We start from the raw sequence: 22,010 nt of genomic DNA, 5'->3' as shown, positions 1-22,010 counted from the left end.
TCCTTTGCGGGGTAAGAGTTTCGGTGATCAGACGCCGATCGCGGCGAGCTCGGCCTCGATGGCCGTCTCGAGCCGCTCCCGGACCTCGTGGACCGCGATCTTCTGGATGATCTCGTGGAAGAAGCCGCGCACCACCAGGCGGCGGGCGGCGTCCTCGGGGATGCCGCGGGCGCGCAGGTAGAACAGCTGCTCGTCGTCGAAACGGCCGGCGGCCGAGGCGTGTCCGGCGCCCAGGATCTCGCCGGTCTCGATCTCGAGGTTCGGCACCGAGTCGGCGCGCGCGCCGTCGGTGAGCACCAGGTTGCGATTCACCTCGAAGGTGTCGGTGCCCTCGGCGGCCGCGCGGATCAGCACGTCGCCGACCCAGACCGTGCGGGCGTCGCCCTTGGGTACGTGCGCGGAGCTTGCGGAGCGCCCATCGAACCCAGCCGGGTCGCCTTGCAGCGCACCCTTGTACAGCACCCTCGACTTGCAGTTGGGCACCGCGTGATCGACGAGCAGGCGCTGCTCGAAATGCTGTCCCGCGTCGGCGAAGTAGAGGCCGAGCAGTTCGGCGTCGCCGCCGGGGCCGTCGTACTTGACGGTGCCGGTGAGGCGAACCAGGTCGCCGCCGAGGGTCACCGCGGTGTGCCGCAGGGTGGCGTCGCGGCCCAGCATGGCGTGGTGGGCGGTGGTGTGCACGGCGTCGTCGGCCCAGTCCTGGACCGCGACGACGACCAGCTTGGCGCTGTCGCCGAGCACGAATTCCACGTTCTCCGCGTAGGTTCCGCTGCCGCGCTGGTCGATGACGACGGTGGCGACGGCGAAGTTCCCGAGCCGGATCTGCAAGTGACCGTAGGCGGTCTTGCCCTCGCCAGGGCCGGTGATGGTGACGGTGACCGGTTCGGCCACTTCGACTTCCGAGCCGACCGACACGATGGTGGCCTGCTCGAAACCGGAGTACGCCTGCGCCGCGACGCGATCCGCGGGCACACCGGCCTGGCCGAGGCGCGCGTCGGTGCGGTCCACCGTCTCCACGGTGACGCCCTCGGCCGGCACGACCTCGACCTGCGCCTTGCCGTCCCGGGTCGCGGTGCCGTCGTGCAGGCCGCGCAGGCGGCGCAGCGGGGTGAACCGCCACGCCTCGTCCTTGGCGTGCGGAACCTCGAAGGCGTTCACGTCGAACGACGTGAAAACCTCGCCTTTATTGATCGCCGGGGTACGAGCCTCAGCGGCTTCGGCAACGTTCTCGACGGCCATCAGCCGACGGCTCCTTCCATCTGCAGTTCGATCAGGCGGTTGAGTTCCAGCGCGTACTCCATCGGGAGTTCCTTGGCGATCGGCTCGACGAAGCCGCGCACCACCATCGCCATCGCCTCGTCCTCGGTGAGGCCGCGGCTCATCAGGTAGAACAGCTGGTCCTCGGAGACCTTCGAGACGGTCGCCTCGTGGCCCATGGTCACGTCGTCCTCGCGGATGTCGACGTAGGGGTAGGTGTCCGAGCGGCTGATCGTGTCGACCAGCAGCGCGTCGCACTTCACGGTCGACTTCGAGCCGTGCGCGCCCTTGTTGACCTGGACGAGGCCGCGGTAGGACGCCCGGCCACCGCCGCGCGCCACCGACTTCGACACGATGGTCGAGGAGGTGTGCGGCGCCAGGTGCAGCATCTTCGCGCCGGTGTCCTGGTGCTGGCCCTCGCCCGCGAACGCGACCGAGAGGACTTCGCCCTTGGCGTACTCGCCGGTCATCCAGACCGCCGGGTACTTCATGGTGACCTTGGAGCCGATGTTGCCGTCGATCCACTCCATGGTCGCGCCCGCCTCGGCCTTGGCCCGCTTGGTGACCAGGTTGTAGACGTTGTTCGACCAGTTCTGGATGGTGGTGTAGCGGCAGCGGCCGCCCTTCTTCACGATGATCTCGACGACCGCGGAGTGCAGCGAGTCGGACTTGTAGATCGGCGCGGTGCAGCCCTCGACGTAGTGCACGTAGGCGCCCTCGTCGACGATGATCAGGGTCCGCTCGAACTGGCCCATGTTCTCGGTGTTGATGCGGAAGTAGGCCTGCAGCGGGATGTCGACGTGCACGCCCGGCGGCACGTAGATGAACGAGCCACCCGACCACACGGCGGTGTTCAGCGCGGAGAACTTGTTGTCACCGGCGGGGATCACCGAGCCGAAGTACTCCTGGAAGATCTCCGGGTGCTGGCGCAGACCGGTGTCGGTGTCCAGGAAGATCACGCCCTGGGCCTCCAGGTCCTCGCGGATCTGGTGGTAGACGACCTCGGACTCGTACTGCGCGGCGACACCGGCGACCAGCCGCTGCTTCTCCGCCTCCGGGATGCCGAGCTTGTCGTAGGTGTTCTTGATGTCCTCGGGCAGGTCTTCCCAGCTCTCGGCCTGCTTCTCGGTCGAGCGCACGAAGTACTTGATGTTGTCGAAGTCGATGCCGTCGAGGTTGGAGCCCCAGTTCGGCATGGGCTTGCGGTCGAAGATGCGCAGCGCCTTGAGCCGCTGCTCGAGCATCCACGGCTCTTCGTTCTTCTTGGCCGAGATGTCGCGGACGACAGCCTCGGACAGGCCTCGTTGCGCGCTGGCACCGGCCACATCCGAATCGGCCCAGCCGTAACCGTATTTGCCCAGCGAAGCGATGGTCTCTTCCTGAGTGAGCGGTTGCACCTGGTCGGTGGTCGTCGTCATTCGGCACTCCTTCCGGAGTCGTTCGTTCGTACCGTCGCGGGCTGTGCGGCGGCTGGTTGTGCGTCTTGGGAATTGGTAATCGGTAATACGAGCAGCGGAACGTGCGTGGTGCACGCGCAGTCGCCGTTGGCGATCGTCGCGAGCCGTTGCACATGGGTGCCGAGCAGATCGCGGAACGCCTCGAGTTCGGCCTCGCACAGTTGCGGGAATTCCTCGGCGACGTGCGCGACCGGGCAGTGATGCTGGCAGATCTGCACGCCCGCGCCCACTTTGCGGGTGGACGCGGCGAACCCGGCGTCGGTGAACGCCTCGGCGATCTCCTCGGCCTTGGCCTCGGTGGTCTCCGGGGTGTGCTCCCCGACGGGTTCGATCCCGGCCACGATAGTGCGTGCCCGTTTACGCGCGAACTCGGTGATGGCCTGGTCGCCGCCGATCTCGCCGAGCTGGCGGATCGCCGCGCCCGCGAGGTCGTCGTAGGCGTGCCCGAGCTTGCCGCGACCCGCAGCGGTCAGCTGATACTGCTTGGCCGGACGGCCGCGCCCCTTCTGCTGCCACGGCGCGGACCGGCTGGCCCTGGCCTGCCCCGAATCGATGAGGGCGTCCAGGTGGCGGCGCACGCCCGCCGGGGCAAGCCCCAGCCGGTTACCGATCGCCGTCGCGGTGATCGGCCCCTCCTCCAGCAGCAGCTGGACGATGGCGGCACGGGTGTGATGCCCCTCGGCCCCGACCGTGGCGACGGCAGCGGACGGCGCGGCACCGGTCTTGCGACCGGACCTCTCGTCGTTCTTCCGCAAACCCACGGTTTTCACAACATCAGTGTGGCGGAATTCGTTCCCGAAATCTAATAAGGGTGCCCTGAGTAGAACAGGGCTCGACCTGCGTGACCGGGGCGGTGGCAGCGCCCGTTCCTTCGGGCAACAAGGGCGCGATTCAGCAAACCGGACAACCGCCCCTCCGCCTCCACACGGTTCGCGCGGCTCCAACCTGGAGCTTTCCGCTGCGACCCGCGTCCGCCCCCTTCCGTCCCGGGCCGAGTCCCGCACCTTTTCGTGCCGCTGGCACACCCCGGCGATGCGAGATCCGGACCTGCTGCGACATTGGCCACACTCGCTCGAGAGACTCGGGTGAGTACACACGAATATCGTTCGTAAATATCTACGGACGAGTCGCGATGCTCGATCCCGTCGGCCACTCGGTGCGGTACGAGACCGACGCCCGGCCGGGCGCGGGCTGTCGACGGACTCTGTCCAACGACGCCCGCTAGGTGTACCTCCGCCCTACCCTTCGGCCGTGCGCGGGCTGTTGACGGACTCCGTCCGGCAGCGCCCACTAGGCTGCGTCTCGTGGCGGTACTGGAGGGCGCGCGGCGCAAGGCAGTGGTATTCGGGCGCCGGGCGCTCGGTCTCGACGTGCCCGCGGCCGATCACACCATCGCGGTGTTACACCGCGACGAATCCGAGGTGCCCGAACTCGACCGCAGAGAGCTGGTCCAGCTCGACCGCATCCGGCTCATGGGCGCGACCGGCACGGTGCTGATGGCGATCAGCGCGCTGGGCATCGGCGCGCAGCCGGTGCAGCAGAACCCGACGTCCGGTCTGCGCGTGCTCGGCATTTTCGCCAGGGCGCACACCGGCTCGCTGGCGATGTGCATGATCGGCGCCGTCGTCGTGGTGCTCGCCTGGCTGCTGCTCGGCCGTTTCGCGGTCGGCGGCCTCGGCGGCTCCCCCCGTCACCGGCTGACCCGCTCGCAGCTCGACCGCACCCTGCTGCTGTGGATCATCCCGCTCAGCGTGGCCCCGCCGCTGTTCAGCAACGACGTGTACTCGTACCTGGCGCAGAGCGAGATCGCGGCGCGCGGCATCGATCCCTACAAAGAAGGCCCCGTCGCCGGTCTCGGAATCGACAACGTCCTCACCAACAACGTCCCGACCATCTGGCGGGATACGCCCGCCCCGTACGGGCCGCTGTTCCTGTGGATGGGCCGTGGCATCGCCGAATTGACCGGGGACAACATCATTCTCGGCGTCTGGGTGCACCGGGTGCTCGCGCTGGCGGGTGTGGCCTTGATCGTCTGGGCGCTGCCGCGGTTGTCCGTCCGCTGCGGTGTCGCCGGGGTGAGCGCGCTGTGGCTCGGCGCGGCGAATCCGCTGGTGCTGTTCCATTTGGTGGGCGGCGTGCACAACGACGCGCTGATGATCGGTCTGATGCTGGCCGGACTCGAGTTCGCGCTGCGGGCGATCGAGGACACCCACCCGTTCGACGGACGGGCCTACGCGCTGCTGATCGCCGGTGCGCTGATCATCGCGTTGTCCTCGACGATCAAGATCACCTCCATTATCGCGATGGGCTTCGTGTGGATGGCGCTCGCCCGACGCTGGGGCGGCGGCTGGCGGCCCGTGGTGACGGCGGCCGCGATGCTCGGCGCGATAGCCCTCGGCACCACGCTCGTGATCAGTTCGGCGAGCGGTCTCGGCTTCGGGTGGATCCACACGCTCAATACCGCGAGCGCCGTGCGCAGCTGGATGTCGTTGCCCACCGCGCTCGGCATCATCACCGGTTTCGGCGGCGTACTACTCGGCCTCGGCGATCACACCACCGCTCTGCTCAGCATCACCCGTCCGATCGCCGCGACGGTCGCCGCGTTCGTGACGGTGCGCATGCTCGTCGCCACCGGCACCGGTCGCCTGCACCCGGTGGGCGCGCTCGGCGTCACCCTGGGCGCCATCGTGCTGCTGTTCCCGGTGGTGCAACCGTGGTATCTGCTGTGGGCGATCGTTCCGCTCGCGGCGTGGGCGACCCGGCCCGTGTTCCGTGTCCCCGCGGTCGCGTTCTCCGCGGTGGTGAGTGTTCTACAGATGCCGCGCGGCGCCGATCTCGAGGTGTTCCAGATCGTCGGCGCCGCCATCGCCACCGTCATCGTCGGCGTGCTGTTCATCGTGATCACGCGTAACTCCCTGCCGTGGCGCGCTCAGGCGGGGGTGTCGGCTCCGTCACAGCAGCCGACGTCTTACGGTGTCTCTTCGTGACCGCTGCCTCCGGACCCGCCGTTAGCGTCGACGGCGTCGTCAAGCGTTATGGCGAGACCACCGCGGTCGACGGCCTGACCTTCGATGTCGAACGGGCGCAGGTGCTCGCGCTGCTCGGGCCCAACGGCGCGGGGAAGACGACGACCGTCGAGATGTGCGAGGGCTTCGTCCGTCCCGACGCGGGTTCGGTGCGGGTGCTCGGACTCGACCCGATCGCCGATTCGGACCGCCTGCGTTCCCGCATCGGCGTCATGTTGCAGGGCGGCGGCTCCTATCCCGGCGCGCGGGCGGGCGAGATGCTCGACCTGGTGGCCGCGTACTCCGCCGATCCGCTCGACCCGCAGTGGCTGCTGCGCACCCTCGGGCTCCAGGACAATCGCCGCACACCGTACCGGCGGCTCTCCGGCGGCCAGCAGCAGCGCTTGGCGCTGGCCTGCGCGCTGGTCGGACGACCGGAGATCGTGTTCCTCGACGAACCCACCGCGGGCCTCGACGCGCAGGCCCGGCTGATCGTGTGGGAGCTGATCGACGCGCTGCGCCGCGACGGCGTCACGGTGGTGCTGACCACGCACATGATGGACGAGGCCGAGCAACTCGCGGATCAGCTCGTCATCATCGATCACGGACGCATCGTCGCCTCCGGCACGCCCGCCGAGGTGACCGCGCACGGCGCCGCCGGGCAGCTGCGCTTCACCGCACCGCCCAAGCTGGACCTGAAACTGTTGAAAACCGCGCTCCCCGAGGGCTTCTCGCCGCGGGAGACGTCGCCGGGCTCGTACCTGGTGGAGGGCGAGATCGACCCGCAGGTGCTGGCCACCGTGACCGCGTGGTGCGCGCGGCTGAACGTGCTGGCCACCGATATCCGGATCGACCAGCGCCGCCTCGAGGACGTCTTCCTGGAGCTGACCGGACGGGACCTACGCGGATGACTCAGCCAGAACCCAACCGCTTCGCGCCGGGCACCTTCGCGCCCGATCCGCGTCCCACCACCCGCGCCGCCATGCTCGCCGCGCAGACCCGGCTCGAGCTGATCCTGTTGCTGCGCAACGGCGAACAGCTGCTGTTGACCATGTTCATCCCGATCACGCTGCTGGTCGGCTTGACGCTGCTGCCGTTCGGCGGTCTCGGCCAGGACCGGGTGGACAAGATCGTGCCCGCCGTGATGATGGTGGCGGTCATGTCCACCGCCTTCACCGGACAGGCCATCGCCGTCGGTTTCGATCGCCGCTACGGCGCGCTGAAGCGCCTCGGGGCCACCGCGCTGCCGCGGTGGGGCATCATCGCGGGCAAGAGCGCCGCGGTGCTGATCGTCGTGGTCCTGCAGGCGATCCTGTTGGGCGCCATCGGTTTCGCGCTCGGCTGGCGGCCGGGTCCGGCCGGGCTGCTGCTCGGCGCGGTGGTGATCGCACTCGGCACCGCCACGTTCGCCGCGATGGGCCTGCTGCTCGGCGGCACGCTGAAGGCGGAGATCGTGCTGGCGCTGGCGAACATCCTCTGGTTCGTCATGCTCGGCATCGCCAGCGTGGTGTTCGCCTCCGACGAGCTGCCGACCGCCGTCGACGTGCTCGCCAGGCTGGTGCCCTCCGGCGCGCTGGCGGTCACCCTGGAGCACGCGCTGCGCAGCAGCGTCGACTGGTTCGGCCTTGCGGTGCTCGGGGTGTGGGGCGTGGCCTGCGGCGCGCTGGCCGCGCGCTGGTTCCGTTTCGAGTGAGCGTCGGTACAAACGACGGTATGTAGTAGTCCGGGTGCGGCGGCCCGATCGCCGGTCGCTACCATCGTTGCGTGCTGTATCGCGCATTCCTGCGACTCGTCGACAAGCTCCCGCTCCCCTCGCTGCGGACGCAGCGGCTGATCGCGCTCGCGGTCGTGCTGACCCAGGCGGGCATCGCGGTGACCGGCTCGGTCGTCCGGGTCACCGCCTCCGGCCTCGGCTGCCCGACCTGGCCGCAGTGCTTCCCCGGCAGCTTCACCCCGATCGGCGTGTCCGAGGTGGCGGTCGTGCACCAGGCCGTCGAATTCGGCAACCGGCTGCTGACCTTCGTGGTCTCCCTGTTCGCCGGGCTGATCGTGCTCGCGGTGACGCGCGCGCGGCGCAGAAACGAAGTGCTCCTCTACGCCTGGCTGATGCCGGGCGGCACCGTGGTGCAGGCGATCATCGGCGGCATCACCGTCCGCACCGGTCTGCTGTGGTGGACAGTCGCGGTGCACCTGCTGGCGTCGATGCTGATGGTGTGGCTGGCCACGGTGCTCTACGCGCGAATCTGCGAGCCGGACGACGGCGTCCAGACCGTCCAGGCGCCCGCGCCGCTGCGCTGGCTGACCGCGTTGAGCGGTGTCGCGCTGGCCGGCGTCCTGATCGCGGGCACCCTGGTCACCGCCGCCGGACCGCACGCGGGCGACAAGAGCATCGAACGGCCGGTCGAGCGGTTGCAGATCGAGATCGTCACGCTGGTGCACCTGCACTCACAGCTGCTGGTCGGCTACCTGGCGCTACTGGTCGGCCTCGGCTTCGGACTGTTCGCCGTCGGCATCTCCCGCACGGTGCGCACCCGCCTGTTCGTGCTGCTCGGCGTGGTCTGCGCGCAGGCGCTGGTCGGCGTCGTCCAGTACTTCACCGATGTCCCCGCCGCGCTGGTCGTCACCCACGTGGCCGGGGCCGCCGCGTGCACCGCGGCGACCGCCGCCCTGTGGGCCGCGCTGCGCACCCGCGAACCGGTGCCCGCCGTCGCGCCCGACCCGGCGATTCAGTCGGCCTGATCCCGCGCGGTTCGCGGCGGAACCGCGCGGAATGGGCGTGCGTCAGACCACCGACGGCCGCGTCAGGCTCGACCAGAGCGGCTCACCCTGGGCGGCAAGCCTGTTCGCGAGCTCGACGCGCGCGTCGGTGACGCCGCTGGTACCCGAGACACAGAACGCGGTCTCGGCGACGGTGAGCAGCTTGATGTTGACCATGCGAATCTCCGACAGCGGACCGGTGACCGCGTCGGGGAAACCTTCGCCGTTCATGCCCAGCAGCACGGTGACGAGCCCGTCCTCGTCGACATAGCTACCCGCCGCCTCCGGGGGAAAGTCCAACCCCGGGAGCGAGATCGACAGCGTCCCATAGTGTTCCAGATTCCTGGTGAAACGGAATCCGTGCTGCGAGGCGGTCTGCGCGACCGACATCACCACCTGCCCCAGCCAGGAACCCATCACGTCCGCGAACGGCGCGTCCGCCGGAATGTCGGTGGCGGCCGCGTAGACCTCGACCTCGATGCCGTTGGTCGGCTCGGCGTCCGACCAGGCGGTGGGGAACGACAGGCCCAGGCTGGTCACCACCAGCCCGTACTGGCGACGCACCACCCGGTAGCTCGGGTGGTCGATGCCGGGCGGCTCCGGCTCGTCGATGCCCATGTGGGCCCAGAGCTCGGTCGGAAGGAATCTCGATTGGTAGCGCGGGGCCGACACTTCCTGATCGAGTCGCCCCCACGCGTTCCAGACATCGTCGTGCAGCGCCCACATCTGGGCCTCGTACCGCTCATGGATGTCCAGTTCGTCCATTTCAGTCACGCCGCGACGCTACCCACGGACCGAGACGTGCGGCAAAACCGCGCCGCGTGCCTCGATCGGCGATCCGGTGGCGACTGCCACGATGGGTAAGAGAGAAACGGAGACCGAGCCGAGACAACGGCCGCGCCAAGCGAAGACTCCGCTCCGAGGAATGACACAGCGTCGAGACCACCGGAGGGTAGCGAGATGACCAGGTTCGCCAACCAGCAGTCCATCGTCGTCGGCGTCGACGGCAGCCGCTCCGCGCTGGCTGCCGCGCGCTGGGCGGGCGCCGTCGCCGCGCGCGAAGGGGTGCGGCTGGTCGTCCTCAGCATCGTGCCGACCATCGACTACCGGATCACCGCCGCCATCGTCGCCGACGCCGACATCCTTCCGACGCTGCGCTTCGTGGCCAAGAAACACGTCGCGGCCGCGGTCGACGCGGTGCGCGCCGACCAGCCCGACCTGGAGATCACTCAAACGGTGGTGGAGGGCGTTCCTGGCGACGAACTCGTCGAGGCGAGCGAGACGGCGCTGCTGTTGGTGGTGGCCGCCACCACCGACGACCGGATCACCACCCTGCTGCTCGGTTCGACCGCGCTGCGGGTCGCGAACAAAGCGCACTGTCCCGTGGTGGTGTGGCGCGGCGACGTCGACAATCCGCTGCCCGATGAGCGCCCGATCCTGGTCGGCGTCGACGGTAGTCCCGCCAGCAACGCCGCGGTCGGCCACGCATTGGAAATGGCCGCACGGCTCGGCGTGCGCGTCATCGCGCTACACGCATGGAACGATCCCGACCTGCTGCAGTGGACGCCGGTACCCGATGCGTGGGAGATCTTGGCGCAGCAGGAGCGAGAGTTGTTGAGCGAGCGGCTCGCCGGATGGTCGAGCCAATACCCGGACCTGCAGGTCGAGAAGCTGGTACTGCAGAGCCCGGCGACGCGCGCGCTACTCGACCACGGAGCGGACGCTCAGATGATCGTCACGGGCAGCCACGGACGCAACCGGTTCACCGGCTTGCTGCTCGGCTCGACGAGCCAGAACCTGCTGCACCACGCGCCATGCCCGGTGCTGGTGGCCCGCGCCGAATCCTAGACGGGCAGGGCCTGAGACCGGCCGGGCCGCCGCATCACTTCTCGTTGCGCGCCTTGGGGAAGCGGGTCTGCCGAGCTACCCAGCCCGCCATCTGCGCCCAGTGGCTCTTGCGCGGGGTAACGACGGTGGTGAGCTCACGGTCCCACTCGTCGGCCTCGGTCAGACCGTCGACGACCTCGACCAGCCGCTTGGCGGTGGGCAGATCGGCGACGACGCGGTCGCCGAGGATGCCGTCGGCGCCGACCAGGGTGACGCGCACGCCGATGCGGCCGATCGGCTGCAGGACGGCCGTGGCCGAACCACCGTGATCGGCGAGGAATCCCTTCACCGAGTCGACGAGGGAACTCGACACCTTCACCGGGGCCGGGGCGGTCTCAACGCTCATGCTCGCGAGTTTACCGACCGGTAGGAGGTGGTCCAGACCCGGCGGGTGTAGAACTGAATCTCATGCGCGCCATTCAGGTTTCCGAACACGGTGGTCCCGAGGTCCTGCGGTACACGGAGGTCGAGGAGCCGAGCATCGGGCCGGACCAGCTGCTGGTGACCACCGAGGCGATCGGCGTCAATTACATCGATACCTACATCCGCACGGGGACCTACCCGCAGCCGGTCCCCTACGTGCCCGGCTCCGAGGGCACCGGCGTGGTGTCCGCGGTCGGCTCCGGCGTCACCGAGTTCGCGGTGGGCGATCGGGTCGCGTGGGCGGCCGCGCCGGGCAGCTACGCCGAGCGGGTCGTGGTCCCCGCCGCCGTCGCGATCCCGGTGCCGGACGGCGTCGATCCCCCGGTCGCCGCATCGGCGCTGCTCCAGGGCATGACGGCGCACTATCTGATCGAGTCGATCTACACGCCGGAACCCGGCGAAACGGTGCTGGTGCACGCGGGCGCGGGCGGTGTCGGCCTGATCCTGACGCAGCTGGCCGCGGCGCGGGGCGCGCGGGTCATCACGACCGTGTCCTCCGACGAGAAGGAGACGCTCTCCCGCGAGGCGGGCGCGGCGGAGGTGCTTCGCTACGGCGACGACCTCGCCGACCAGGTCCGCAAGCTGACCGATGGGGTCGGTGTGGCGGCGGTCTACGACGGCGTCGGCAAGTCCACCTTCGACGCGAGCCTCGCCTCGGTGCGCGTGCGCGGCACGGTGGCCCTGTTCGGCGCGGCGAGCGGCCCGGTCCCGCCGTTCGACCCGCAGCGGTTGAACGCCGGTGGCTCGCTGTTCCTGACCCGTCCGTCGCTGGCGCACTACACCCGCGATCGGGCCGAATTGCTCTGGCGCGCTGGCGATATCCTCGCGGCGCTGGCGAAGGGCACGCTGCGCGTCCGGGTCGGTGCGAGCTATCCGCTCGCGGAAGCCGAACGGGCGCATCGTGATCTGGAAGGCCGGAAGACCACGGGGTCGATCGTGCTGCTGCCCTGAGTCGTCGATCGTTGGTGGCGTGGCCGGTTCAGCATTCCCGGCCCGTCCGCCCGCAACGACTTCCGGTTCAGTAGTCCCGGCCGGTCAACCCGCGATAGACGAAGCGGGTCAGCCCTTCCACGGCTTCGTCGTCGTCCAGCTCGACGTTGCCGTCCGCCACCGCACCCAGCAGCCCCTGCGTGAGCAGGAACATCATGGCGAGGCTCGCGTCCGGCGTGCTCGGCAGCCGTAACCCGGCGGCGGCGAAACCGTCCAGGTGATCGGCGATGTCGGCGCGCTGATCCTTGGCGAATTGTCCTGCGCTGCGGCTGAATTCGGCGTCGACCAGGGCCGCCTGCTCGACCGCGCGCAGCACCGCGACGTGCTCGCGCGCGAAACGCCAGTAGCCCTCGATGTGGTACCGGACCGCCTCGGGACGGCTGAAATCCGGGTCGTGGCCCTCCCCTTCGGCGCGCACGTCACCCGCGTCGGCCATATCGCGCAACAGCGCCGTGAGCAGGGCCTCCTTGCTCGCGAAGTGGTTGTAGAAGGAGCCCGCCGCCCGTCCGGCGGCCGCGGTGATGTCGGTGATCTTGGTGTTCAGATACCCGCGTTCGGCGAAGACCCGCAGTGCGGCCGCCTTGAGCGCCTGCTCCGTCTCGACCGATCTCTCCTTGCGGCTCGTCGCCACCGCGCCACCTCCTTGACAGGACAAGGTACCAACTCCAATACTGAATTCGGATTCAGTGAATTGAAATTCAGTATTGGAGTCATCGTGCAAGCACTCATCGCGGGAGCCGGACCGACCGGCCTCACCCTCGCCATCGATCTGGCCCGCCGCGGCGTGCCGGTGCGCATCGTCGACCAGGCCGCCGAATTCTTCGCGGGGTCACGCGGCGACGGCATCCAGCCGCGCACGCTCGAGGTGTTCGACGATCTCGGTGTGCTCGACGCGGTGCTCGCGGCGGGCGCGCCCATCCCGGTGCTGCGCGCGTACCTCGGCGGCGAGTTCGTCGGGGAACGCCGGATGGCCGAACCCGTCGCGCCGACGCCCGCGGTCCCCTACCCCAATGGGTGGACGCTCGGGCAGTCACGCACCGAGGCGATCCTGCGCGACCGGCTCGCCGAGTTCGGCGTACGCGTGCAGACCGGCACCGCCCTGGTGTCGTTCGAACAGGGCGACGACGGCGTCACCGCGATCCTGGACCGCGACGGCGCGCGGGAGACCGTGCGGGCGGCGTACCTGGTCGGCGCGGACGGCGGTCGCAGCACGGTGCGCAAGGGCTTGGGCATCCCGTTCGAAGGCAGCACGGACGACTCCCTCCGCATGCTGCTCGGCGACGTGCGCGCCGACGCCCTCGACCACGAGTACGGCTACTGGTTCGCCGCCGACGCCGAACGTCCGATGGACGGCATCGTGCTGGCGCCGCTGCCCGGCGGCGCGCACTTCCAGGTCGCCGCGCCGCTGACCGAGAACGCCGCGCCGACGCTCACGCTGCTGCAGCGCTACGTCGACCACCACAGCGGCCGCTCCGACATCGTGCTCACCGATCTGGCCTGGGTCACCGTCTGGCGGCCGAACATCCGGCTGGCCCAGCGCTTTCGGGACGGCCGGGTGTTCCTCGCCGGGGACGCCGCGCACACGCACCCGCCCACCGGCGGCCAGGGCATGAACACCGGCATTCAGGACGCCTACAACCTCGGCTGGAAGCTCGCCGCCGCGCTCCAGGGCGACGAATCCGCGCTCGACAGCTACGAATCCGAGCGACGGGCGGTGGCGGCGCGAGTGCTCGGCCTCAGCACCGCGCTGCTGGACAAGCTGACCCACGGCGAAGAGGACGCGCTCGAACGCGGCGAGGAGACTCGCCAGCTGGACCTCAGCTACCGGGCGCCCGGCGATCACCGGGCATTGGCGGTGGGCGACCGCGCGCCCGACGCGCCGGTGAAGGACGCCGACGGACGCCAGGTGCGGCTGTTCGACCTGTTCCGCGGACCGCACGCGACGCTGCTCTGCTTCGGCGCGACGGGTCCGCTGCCCGCCGAGCCGGGCGCGCGGAGTTACGCCGTGCTGCGCCCCGGCGTGACGACCGCCGAACCGTACGTTGTCGATGTCGACGGGCACGCGTTCTCGGCGTACGCCGCCGTCGATGGCGAACGAGTCCTAGTGCGTCCCGACGGACACCTCGGCCGCCGCGACTGATCGCACCGACGAAAAAGGCCGACGCGCGATGCGTCGGCCTTTCTCGAATCCGGGCGACTACCCGAAGAAGCTTCCGATGGTCTCCCAGCCGAGCACCGAGTCCACCGCCAGACCGCAGAACACCACGGCCAGGTAGTTGTTCGACTGGAGGAACAGCCGCAGCGGCTTGACCGACTCCCCGCGCCGCACGCCCGCGTACAGCTGGTGCGCCATGAGCAGGAACCACGCGCCCGCCACCAGCGCCACCGCGGCGTAGAGCACGCCGGTGGCCGGCACCAGCGCCAGCGTGGTGAGCACGGTGAGCCAGGTGTAGATGACGATCTGCTTGGTCACCGTGCGCTCGGTGGCGACCACCGGCAGCATCGGCACGCCCGCCGCGCGGTAGTCCTCCTTGTAGCGCATGGCCAGCGCCCAGGTGTGCGGCGGCGTCCAGAAGAAGATGACGCCGAACAGCGCGATCGCGGGCCAGCCGATGCCGCCGGTGACCGCCGACCAGCCGACCAGCGCGGGCATGCAGCCCGCCGCGCCGCCCCAGACGACGTTCTGCGAGGTGCGCCGCTTCAGGCCGAGGGTGTAGACGAAGACGTAGAACAGGATGGTCGCGACGACGAGCGCGCCGGCGAGCAGGTTCGCCTGCCACCACAGCCAGGCGAAGGATCCGATGCCGAGCGCGACGCCGAAGACGAACGCGTTGCGGGTCGGCACCGCCTCCCTGGCCAGCGGGCGCTTGGCGGTGCGCTTCATCACCTTGTCGATGTCCGCGTCGGCCACGCAGTTGAGCGTGTTGGCGCTCGCGGCGCCCATCCAGCCGCCGAACAGGGTGGCCAGGATCAGCGGCATGTCCACGTCGCTGCCGCGGTCGGCGAGCAGCATGGTCGGGATCGTGGCGACGAGCAGCAGCTCGATGACGCGCGGCTTGGTCAACGCGATGTAGGCGAGGACCCGTCGCATGAGCCGGGACGGTAGGCCGGGACCAGTGAAACGGTCGGCAAGCACCGTCGCGGAGGAGCCGTGTGCGCCATCGCCACCCGGCTGTTGCCCAATCCGCACTGTCTCTCCTCGCACGCTGTGCATCGCATCCGGCAATGGAACGAGCAGCTCGCTCGGACCCGCTGTCACGGATGCGCGAGAGCCGGACGTCCGTCCGCCTCGGCGCCCTACAGCCGAATGCGGCGCGGCTACTACTACAGAGGATGGTAGACCCCCGCCGACATCGCTCCGCCGCGAGCCCCGCCCGGCGCGAGGCCCCGACGCCCGATCAGTGCGCCCCGACACACTCGGCGCACGGTCCCGGCCGAGGCCGAGACGCGCCCGAGGGACGCAGCCGGATGCGGTCCTCCATCAGCCCGCGCACGGCCGGATCGGAAGCGAAGATGCGCCGTTAAAGCGGGTTCCCGGCATGGCGCTCAGCGGGCACATCTAGGGTGGTTGGATACACAACCGGTATGCATGCCACAGCTGCCGTGCGTTCCCACCGCCGTTACCAAGCACACCGCCGTCGACGAGACCAATGTCAGGAGAATCTCGGTCGTGTCAGTCACAGACGACATCCGCGCCCTCACTCAGCCGAACTACCCGGACGACTGGACGGATCTGGACACCAAGGCCGTCGACACTGTCCGCGTCCTAGCCGCCGACGCGGTGCAGAACGCGGGCAACGGCCACCCGGGCACCGCCATGAGCCTGGCTCCGCTCGCCTACACCCTCTACCAGCGGGTGCTGCGCCACGACCCGAGCGACCCGAGCTGGGTCGGCCGGGACCGTTTCGTGCTGTCGTGCGGCCACTCCAGCCTCACCCAGTACATCCAGCTCTACCTGACCGGCTTCGGTCTGGAACTGGACGACCTGAAGAACCTGCGCAAGTGGGGCTCGCTCACCCCCGGCCACCCGGAGTTCCGGCACACCGACGGCGTCGAGATCACCACCGGCCCGCTGGGCCAGGGTCTGGCCTCCGCGGTCGGCATGGCGATGGCGGCGCGCCGCGAGCGCGGCCTGTTCGACCCGGTCGCCGCGCCGGGCGCCAGCCCCTTCGATCACTTCGTCTACGTGGTGGCCTCCGACGGCGACCTCGAGGAAGGCGTCACCTCCGAGGCGTCCTCGCTCGCGGGCACCCAGCAGCTGGGCAACCTGATCGTCTTCTACGACGACAACCGGATCTCCATCGAGGACGACACCACCATCGCCTTCACCGAGGACGTGGCCGCGCGCTACGAGGCCTACGGCTGGCACGTGCAGACCGTGCAGGGCGGCGAGGACGTCGTCGCGATCGAGGCCGCCGTCGAGGCCGCCAAGGCCGAGACGGGCAAGCCGTCGATCATCGTGCTGCGCACCGTGATCGGCTACCCGGCCCCGAACAAGATGAACACCGGAGCCTCGCACGGCGCGGCGCTCGGCGCCGACGAGGTGGCCGCCACCAAGAAGATCCTCGGCTTCGATCCCGAGCAGAGCTTCCAGGTCGACGACGCCGTCATCGCGCACACCCGCAAGGCCGTCGAGCGTGGCAAGGCGGCGCACGCGGAATGGCAGCGGCAGTTCGACGCGTGGGCCGCGGCCAACCCGGAGAACAAGGCGCTGTTCGACCGGCTCGTCGAGCGCAGGCTGCCGGAGGGCTGGACCGACAACCTGCCGGTGCACGAGCCCGACCCCAAGGGCATGGCCACGCGCAAGGCGTCCGGCAAGGTGCTCGCCGCGCTCGCCGAGGTGCTCCCCGAGCTGTGGGGCGGCTCGGCCGACCTCGCCGAGTCCAACAACACCACCATGCCCGGCCAGCCCAGCTTCGGCCCCGAGTCGATCTCGACCGGCATGTGGAAGGCCAACCCGTTCGGCCGCACCCTGCACTTCGGTGTGCGCGAGCACGCGATGGGCTCGATTCTCAACGGCATCGCGCTGCACGGCCCGACCCGGCCGTACGGCGGCACCTTCCTGGTGTTCAGCGACTACATGCGCCCGGCGGTCCGCCTCGCGGCGCTGATGCGGGTGCCCGCGATCTACGTCTGGACCCACGACTCCATCGGCCTCGGCGAGGACGGCCCGACCCACCAGCCGATCGAGCACTTGGCCGCGCTGCGCGCGATCCCGGGCCTGAACGTGGTGCGTCCCGGTGACGCCAACGAGACCACCTACGCCTGGCGCACCATCCTCGAGCGTGAATCGGCCGAGAACGCCTCGCACTTCTCGGTGTCGGAGATGCCGCACCAGGACGGCCCTTCCGCGCTGGCGCTGACCCGCCAGGATCTGCCGATTCAGGAGGGCACCAGCTACGAGGGCGTCGCCAAGGGCGGCTACGTGCTGGCCGAGGCGTCCACCGGAACCCCGCAGGTGATCCTGATCGCCACGGGCTCGGAGCTGCAGCTCGCCGTGGCCGCGCGCACTACGCTGGAGGCGCAGGGCATCGGCACCCGGGTGGTCTCGATGCCGTGTGTGGAGTGGTTCGACGCGCAGGACAAGGCTTACCGGGACGAGGTGCTTCCGCCCGCGATCCGCGCGCGCGTCGTCGTCGAGGCCGGTATCGCGATGCCGTGGCACCGGTTCGCCGGTGACGCGGGCGAGATCGTGTCCATCGAGCACTTCGGCGCCTCGGCCGATTACAAGACCCTGTTCCGCGAGTTCGGCATCACCGAAGACGCGGTCGTTGCCGCCGCGCAGCGCACGCTGGACAACGTGAAGGGATAAGACCTCATGGCACAGAACGAAAACCTCGCCGCGCTCGCCGCGGCGGGCGTCTCGGTGTGGCTCGACGATCTGTCGCGGGACCGGATCCAGTCCGGCAACCTGGCCGAGCTGGTCGCGACCCGCAGCGTCGTCGGCGTGACCACCAACCCGACGATCTTCCAGGGCGCGCTCAGCAAGGGTCACGCCTACGACGCGCAGGTGAAAGCGCTTGCCGCGCAAGGGGCGGACGCCGACGCGGCGATCCGCACCATCACCACCGACGACGTGCGCGCGGCCTGCGATGTGCTGGCCGGGGTGTACGAGTCCTCCGGCGGCGTGGACGGCCGGGTCTCCATCGAGGTCGACCCGCGGCTGGCCTTCGACGCCGAGAAGACCGTCGCGCAGGCCATCGACCTGTGGAAGACGGTGGACCGCCCCAACCTGTTCATCAAGATCCCCGCGACCGAGGCGGGCCTGCCCGCCATCACCGCGGTGATCGCCGAGGGCATCAGCGTGAACGTCACCCTGATCTTCTCGGTGGCGCGCTACCGCTCGGTGATGGGCGCCTACCTGGACGGTCTGCGCCGGGCCAAGGCCGCGGGCTACGACCTGGCCAAGATCCATTCCGTCGCTTCGTTCTTCGTGTCCCGGGTGGACACCGAGATCGACAAGCGGCTGGAGGCGATCGGCTCCGACGAGGCGCTCGCGCTGCGCGGCAAGGCCGGTGTGGCCAACGCCCGCCTCGCCTACGCCGAGTACCAGGACGTGTTCGACGGCGGCAAGCACACCTCCACCTACGCGCACCTGGCCTCGGTCGGCGCGAACCGGCAGCGGCCGCTGTGGGCGTCGACCGGCGTCAAGAACCCGGACTACTCCGACACCCTCTACGTCACCGAGCTGGTCGCCCCGAACACCGTGAACACGTTGCCGGAGAAGACGCTCGAGGCGGTCGCCGACCACGGCGAGGTCCGCGGCGACACCGTCCGCGGCACCGCTGCGGAGGCCAAGGAGGTCTTCGACAAGCTCGCCGCGGTGGGCATCGACCTGGACGACGTGTTCGACGTGCTCGAGCGCGAGGGCGTCGACAAGTTCGAGAAGTCCTGGGAGGAACTGCTTTCCGCCACCGCCGAGGAGTTGGGCGCAGCGTCGTCGGCCGGGGGCAACTGAATCCCATGGCAGGCTCGGCCAAAACGTCGACAGTCTGGAAGAACCCACTCCGCGACGAGCGGGACAAGCGGGTACCGCGGATCGCGGGACCGTGCAGCATGGTCATCTTCGGTGTCACCGGTGACCTGTCCCGCAAGAAACTGATGCCCGCCATCTACGACCTGGCGAACCGGGGGCTGCTGCCCCCGGGTTTCGCGCTGGTCGGTTTCGCGCGGCGCGATTACGCGGACGAGGACTTCGCCGCGGTCGTGCTCGACGCGGTGAAGGCGCACGCCCGCACGCCCTTCCGTCAGGAGGTCTGGGACCACCTGGCGGAGGGAATCCGGTTCGTGCAGGGCACCTTCGACGACGACGCCGCCTTCGCCAGGCTCGCCGACACCCTCGGCAGGCTGGACAAGGAGCGCGGCACCGGCGGCAATCACGCCTTCTACCTGTCCATTCCGCCGGACATGTTCCCGGTGGTGCTCGACCAGCTCTCCGAGCACAAGCTCGCGCAGCCGAGCACCACCGACATCGCCGGGCGCAAGCCGTGGCGGCGGGTGGTGATCGAGAAGCCGTTCGGGCACGACCTGGACAGCGCCGTCGAACTCAACGAGCTGGTCAACCGGGTGTTCCCGGAGGAGACGGTGTTCCGCATCGATCACTATCTCGGCAAGGAGACGGTGCAGAACATCCTGGCGCTGCGCTTCGCCAACCAGTTGTTCGACCCGATCTGGAACGCCAACTACGTCGACCACGTCCAGATCACCATGGCCGAGGACATCGGCCTCGGCGGACGTGCGGGCTACTACGACGGCATCGGCGCCGCTCGCGACGTCATCCAGAACCATCTGCTGCAGCTGCTCGCGCTCACCGCCATGGAGGAGCCGATCAGCTTCGAGCCCAAGCAGTTGCAGACCGAGAAGATCAAGGTGCTCTCGGCGACCAAGCTGGTGGAGCCGCTGGAGGAGACCACGGCGCGCGGGCAGTATTCGGAGGGCTGGCAGGGCGGCGAGCACGTCGTCGGCCTGCTCGACGAGGAGGGTTTCGACCCGGAGTCCAAGACCGAGACCTACGCGGCGATCACCCTCGAGGTCGACACCCGGCGCTGGGCGGGCGTGCCGTTCTACCTTCGTACCGGAAAACGCTTGGGCCGCAGGGTGACCGAGATCGCGGTCGTCTTCAAGCGGGCGCCGCACCTGCCCTTCGACCAGACCATGACCGAGGAGCTCGGTCAGAACGCGCTGGTCATCCGGGTGCAGCCGGACGAAGGCATCACCATGCGCTTCGGTTCGAAGGTGCCGGGCTCGGGCATGGAAGTGCGTGACGTCAACATGGATTTCAGTTACGGCGAGGCGTTCACCGAGTCCTCCCCCGAGGCCTACGAACGCCTGATCCTCGACGTGCTGCTCGGGGTTCCGTCGCTGTTCCCGGTGAACGCGGAGGTCGAATTGTCCTGGCGCATCCTGGATCCGGTGCTCGAGCGGTGGGCGGCGGACGGCAAGCCCGATCCATATCCCGCGGGCACGTGGGGTCCGGCCTCGGCCGACGAGATGCTCGAGCGCACCGGCCGGGAATGGCGGCGCCCGTGATCATCGACATGCCCGACACCACGACCGGCGCGGTCACCAAGCGCCTGGTGCAGCTGCGCGAGAGCAACGGCGTCATCACCATGGGCCGGGTGCTCACCCTGGTGGTGTGCACGCTGGACAGCTCCGAAGCCGAGGACGCCATCGACGCGGCCAACGACGCCAGCCGCGAACATCCCTGTCGCGTAGTGGTTCTCGCGCGCGGCGACCGCGAGGCGGAGACCAAGCTGGACGCGCAGATCCGGGTGGGCGGCGACGCGGGCGCGGCCGAGGTGATCGTGCTGCGCCTGCAGGGCGAGCTGGTGAGCCACGAGAGCAGCGTCGTCATCCCGTTCCTGCTGCCCGACACCCCGGTGGTGGCGTGGTGGCCGCGTGGCGCGCCGGAGTTCCCGTCCAAGGACTCGGTGGGACGCCTGGCGACCCGGCGCATCACCGATGCCACCTTCGCCGCCGACCCGCAGGCGACGATCAAGAAGCGGCGCGCCTCCTACGCCTCGGGCGACACCGACCTGGCGTGGAGCCGGATCACCTACTGGCGGGCACTGCTGGCCGCCTCGCTGGACGAGCCGCCCTTCGAACCGGTCGAGTCGGTGACCGTGTCGGGGCTGCGCGACGAGCCCGCGCTGGACATGCTCGCCGGCTGGCTGGCCGCCCGGCTGGGCTGCCCGGTGCGCAGACGCTCGGGCGCGCTCCGGGTGGAGGTGAACCGCCCGTCGGCGTCCATGTCCATCGAACGCCCGCAGACCGGGCGCACCGCGACGCTCACCCGCACCGGTGATCCCGATCAGCGAATCGCTTTGGCGCGGCGGGAGACTCGCGACTGCCTCGCCGAGGAACTGCGTCGGCTCGACGCCGACGAGATCTATCACGAAGCCCTCGCCGGAATCGAGAAGGTGACCTATGAGTGAGACTCCCCGCGACACCGTAGAGGTCCACCCCGACGCCGACGCGCTCGTCGCCGCGGCGGCCGCCCGCTTCGTGCAGGTGGTCACGGCCGCCCAGGCCGAGCGCGGCTCGGCGTCGGTGGTGCTGACCGGTGGCGGCACCGGCATCGCGATGCTCGAGCAGGTGCGCAAGGCGCCCGGCGACATCGACTGGTCGCGGCTCGACATCTTCTGGGGGGACGAGCGTTTCGTCCCCGCTGGCGATCCCGAGCGCAACGAGCTGCAGGCCAGGCAGGCGCTGCTCGACCATGTGCCGGTCGATCACGCCAGGGTGCATCCGGTGGCGACGTCCGACGGCGAGTACCCCGATCCGGTCGAGGCCGCGGCCGAGTACTCGGCGGCGGTGCACGCCCACCTCGCCGAGCACGGCGCGTTCGACCTGCACCTGCTCGGCATGGGCCCCGACGCGCACATCAACTCGCTGTTCCCGGACACCGACGCGGTGCGCGAGGAGCACGAACTCGTTGTGGCCGTGACGAATTCCCCCAAACCGCCGCCGGTCCGCGTCACGCTGACGCTGCCCGCGGTGCGGCGCTCGCGACACGTGATGCTGGTCGTCGCCGGGGCGGGCAAGGCCGAAGCGGTCGCCGCGGCGGTCGGCGGCGCCGAGCCGGTCGACATCCCGGCCGCGGGCGCGGCGGGTCGGGAATCCACCATCTGGTTGCTGGATCGAGAAGCCGCGAGCGCGCTGCGCTGACAACGGAGGTCGGGTGCCGCACCTGCTCGTCGACAACCCCACCGGTCGCTCGATGGACCGGCGGCAT

19 protein-coding genes are annotated in these 22,010 nt (G+C 69.7%); 12 read left to right on the top strand and 7 right to left on the bottom strand.

The features are described from left to right. Window positions 1-27: 27 nt before the first annotated feature. The 3 genes from sufD to ABZV58_RS23420 are packed head-to-tail and all read right to left on the bottom strand — an operon-like array spanning window position 28 to window position 3,484. Window positions 28-1,239: a Fe-S cluster assembly protein SufD gene (gene sufD / locus ABZV58_RS23430; protein WP_355002286.1), complete on the bottom strand. Its 1,212-nt coding sequence runs from the start codon at window positions 1,237-1,239 to the stop codon at window positions 28-30. Then, complete coding sequence (sufB, locus tag ABZV58_RS23425; protein WP_355002285.1) at window positions 1,239-2,675, bottom strand: Fe-S cluster assembly protein SufB; 1,437 nt, start codon at window positions 2,673-2,675, stop codon at window positions 1,239-1,241. Before sufB ends, sufD begins: the two co-directional genes overlap by 1 nt. Then, a complete protein-coding gene (locus tag ABZV58_RS23420; protein WP_355002284.1) occupies window positions 2,672-3,484 on the bottom strand; it encodes a metalloregulator ArsR/SmtB family transcription factor in 813 nt (270 codons plus the stop codon). Before ABZV58_RS23420 ends, sufB begins: the two co-directional genes overlap by 4 nt. Window positions 3,485-4,018: 534 nt before the next feature. Here ABZV58_RS23420 and mptB point away from each other — a divergent pair. The 4 genes from mptB (at window position 4,019) to ABZV58_RS23400 (ending at window position 8,458) form a co-directional block, all read left to right on the top strand. Further along, window positions 4,019-5,701 (top strand): polyprenol phosphomannose-dependent alpha 1,6 mannosyltransferase MptB, encoded by a 1,683-nt coding sequence (mptB, locus tag ABZV58_RS23415; RefSeq protein WP_355002283.1) that lies wholly within the window; start codon window positions 4,019-4,021, stop codon window positions 5,699-5,701. Further along, window positions 5,698-6,630: an ABC transporter ATP-binding protein gene (locus ABZV58_RS23410; RefSeq protein ID WP_355002282.1), complete on the top strand. Its 933-nt coding sequence runs from the start codon at window positions 5,698-5,700 to the stop codon at window positions 6,628-6,630. The genes mptB and ABZV58_RS23410 overlap by 4 nt, the downstream gene beginning before the upstream one ends. Beyond that, entirely contained in the window at window positions 6,627-7,412 is a 786-nt protein-coding gene (locus ABZV58_RS23405; RefSeq protein WP_355002281.1) for an ABC transporter permease, read from the top strand. The genes ABZV58_RS23410 and ABZV58_RS23405 overlap by 4 nt, the downstream gene beginning before the upstream one ends. 71 nt (window positions 7,413-7,483) lie before the next feature. Next, on the top strand, window positions 7,484-8,458 hold the full coding sequence (locus ABZV58_RS23400; RefSeq protein WP_355002280.1) for a heme A synthase: 975 nt from the start codon (window positions 7,484-7,486) through the stop codon (window positions 8,456-8,458). Between the two features lie 42 nt (window positions 8,459-8,500). On the opposite strand, the gene ABZV58_RS23395 is transcribed toward ABZV58_RS23400, so the two are convergent. Continuing rightward, a complete protein-coding gene (locus ABZV58_RS23395; protein WP_355002279.1) occupies window positions 8,501-9,250 on the bottom strand; it encodes a hypothetical protein in 750 nt (249 codons plus the stop codon). A gap of 186 nt (window positions 9,251-9,436) precedes the next feature. On the opposite strand from ABZV58_RS23395, the gene ABZV58_RS23390 reads away from it, so the two are divergent. After that, on the top strand, window positions 9,437-10,324 hold the full coding sequence (locus ABZV58_RS23390; protein ID WP_355002278.1) for a universal stress protein: 888 nt from the start codon (window positions 9,437-9,439) through the stop codon (window positions 10,322-10,324). Window positions 10,325-10,358: 34 nt separating this feature from the next. Here ABZV58_RS23390 and ABZV58_RS23385 read toward each other — a convergent pair whose 3' ends face one another. Continuing rightward, the gene (locus ABZV58_RS23385) at window positions 10,359-10,709 is read right to left on the bottom strand and encodes a hypothetical protein (protein ID WP_355002277.1); all 351 of its coding nucleotides are present in this window, start codon (window positions 10,707-10,709) and stop codon (window positions 10,359-10,361) included. Window positions 10,710-10,771: 62 nt separating this feature from the next. Between ABZV58_RS23385 and ABZV58_RS23380 the strand changes: the two genes are divergently transcribed. Next, window positions 10,772-11,737, top strand: coding sequence for a quinone oxidoreductase (locus tag ABZV58_RS23380; RefSeq protein WP_355002276.1), 966 nt, complete (start codon window positions 10,772-10,774; stop codon window positions 11,735-11,737). Between the two features lie 67 nt (window positions 11,738-11,804). Here the strand turns inward: ABZV58_RS23380 and ABZV58_RS23375 are convergent, their stop codons facing one another. Beyond that, window positions 11,805-12,407 carry a TetR/AcrR family transcriptional regulator gene (locus ABZV58_RS23375; RefSeq protein WP_355002275.1) on the bottom strand — a complete coding sequence of 201 codons (603 nt, stop codon included), beginning with the start codon at window positions 12,405-12,407 and terminating at the stop codon, window positions 11,805-11,807. 84 nt (window positions 12,408-12,491) lie between these two features. Here ABZV58_RS23375 and ABZV58_RS23370 point away from each other — a divergent pair, with 84 nt between their 5' ends. After that, a complete protein-coding gene (locus tag ABZV58_RS23370) occupies window positions 12,492-13,916 on the top strand; it encodes an FAD-dependent monooxygenase (protein ID WP_355002274.1) in 1,425 nt (474 codons plus the stop codon). 57 nt (window positions 13,917-13,973) lie between these two features. On the opposite strand, the gene ABZV58_RS23365 is transcribed toward ABZV58_RS23370, so the two are convergent. Then, on the bottom strand, window positions 13,974-14,867 hold the full coding sequence (locus ABZV58_RS23365) for a heme o synthase (protein ID WP_355002273.1): 894 nt from the start codon (window positions 14,865-14,867) through the stop codon (window positions 13,974-13,976). A 579-nt stretch (window positions 14,868-15,446) separates the two neighbouring features. Here ABZV58_RS23365 and tkt point away from each other — a divergent pair. The 5 genes from tkt to pgl are packed head-to-tail and all read left to right on the top strand — an operon-like array spanning window position 15,447 to window position 21,943. Beyond that, window positions 15,447-17,588 carry a transketolase gene (gene tkt / locus ABZV58_RS23360; RefSeq protein WP_355002272.1) on the top strand — a complete coding sequence of 714 codons (2,142 nt, stop codon included), beginning with the start codon at window positions 15,447-15,449 and terminating at the stop codon, window positions 17,586-17,588. A gap of 6 nt (window positions 17,589-17,594) precedes the next feature. Beyond that, a complete protein-coding gene (gene tal, locus ABZV58_RS23355; protein ID WP_355002271.1) occupies window positions 17,595-18,734 on the top strand; it encodes a transaldolase in 1,140 nt (379 codons plus the stop codon). 5 nt (window positions 18,735-18,739) lie between these two features. Continuing rightward, entirely contained in the window at window positions 18,740-20,305 is a 1,566-nt protein-coding gene (gene zwf / locus ABZV58_RS23350) for a glucose-6-phosphate dehydrogenase (RefSeq protein ID WP_355002270.1), read from the top strand. Next, window positions 20,302-21,210: a glucose-6-phosphate dehydrogenase assembly protein OpcA gene (opcA, locus tag ABZV58_RS23345; RefSeq protein ID WP_355002269.1), complete on the top strand. Its 909-nt coding sequence runs from the start codon at window positions 20,302-20,304 to the stop codon at window positions 21,208-21,210. Before zwf ends, opcA begins: the two co-directional genes overlap by 4 nt. Beyond that, window positions 21,203-21,943 carry a 6-phosphogluconolactonase gene (pgl, locus tag ABZV58_RS23340; protein WP_355002268.1) on the top strand — a complete coding sequence of 247 codons (741 nt, stop codon included), beginning with the start codon at window positions 21,203-21,205 and terminating at the stop codon, window positions 21,941-21,943. Before opcA ends, pgl begins: the two co-directional genes overlap by 8 nt. Window positions 21,944-22,010 lie beyond the last annotated feature (67 nt).

Origin of the sequence: Nocardia sp. NPDC004654, from assembly GCF_040609595.1 — a bacterium.
Lineage (GTDB): Bacteria > Actinomycetota > Actinomycetes > Mycobacteriales > Mycobacteriaceae > Nocardia.
This window is presented reverse-complemented; position numbering and strand designations above follow the sequence as displayed.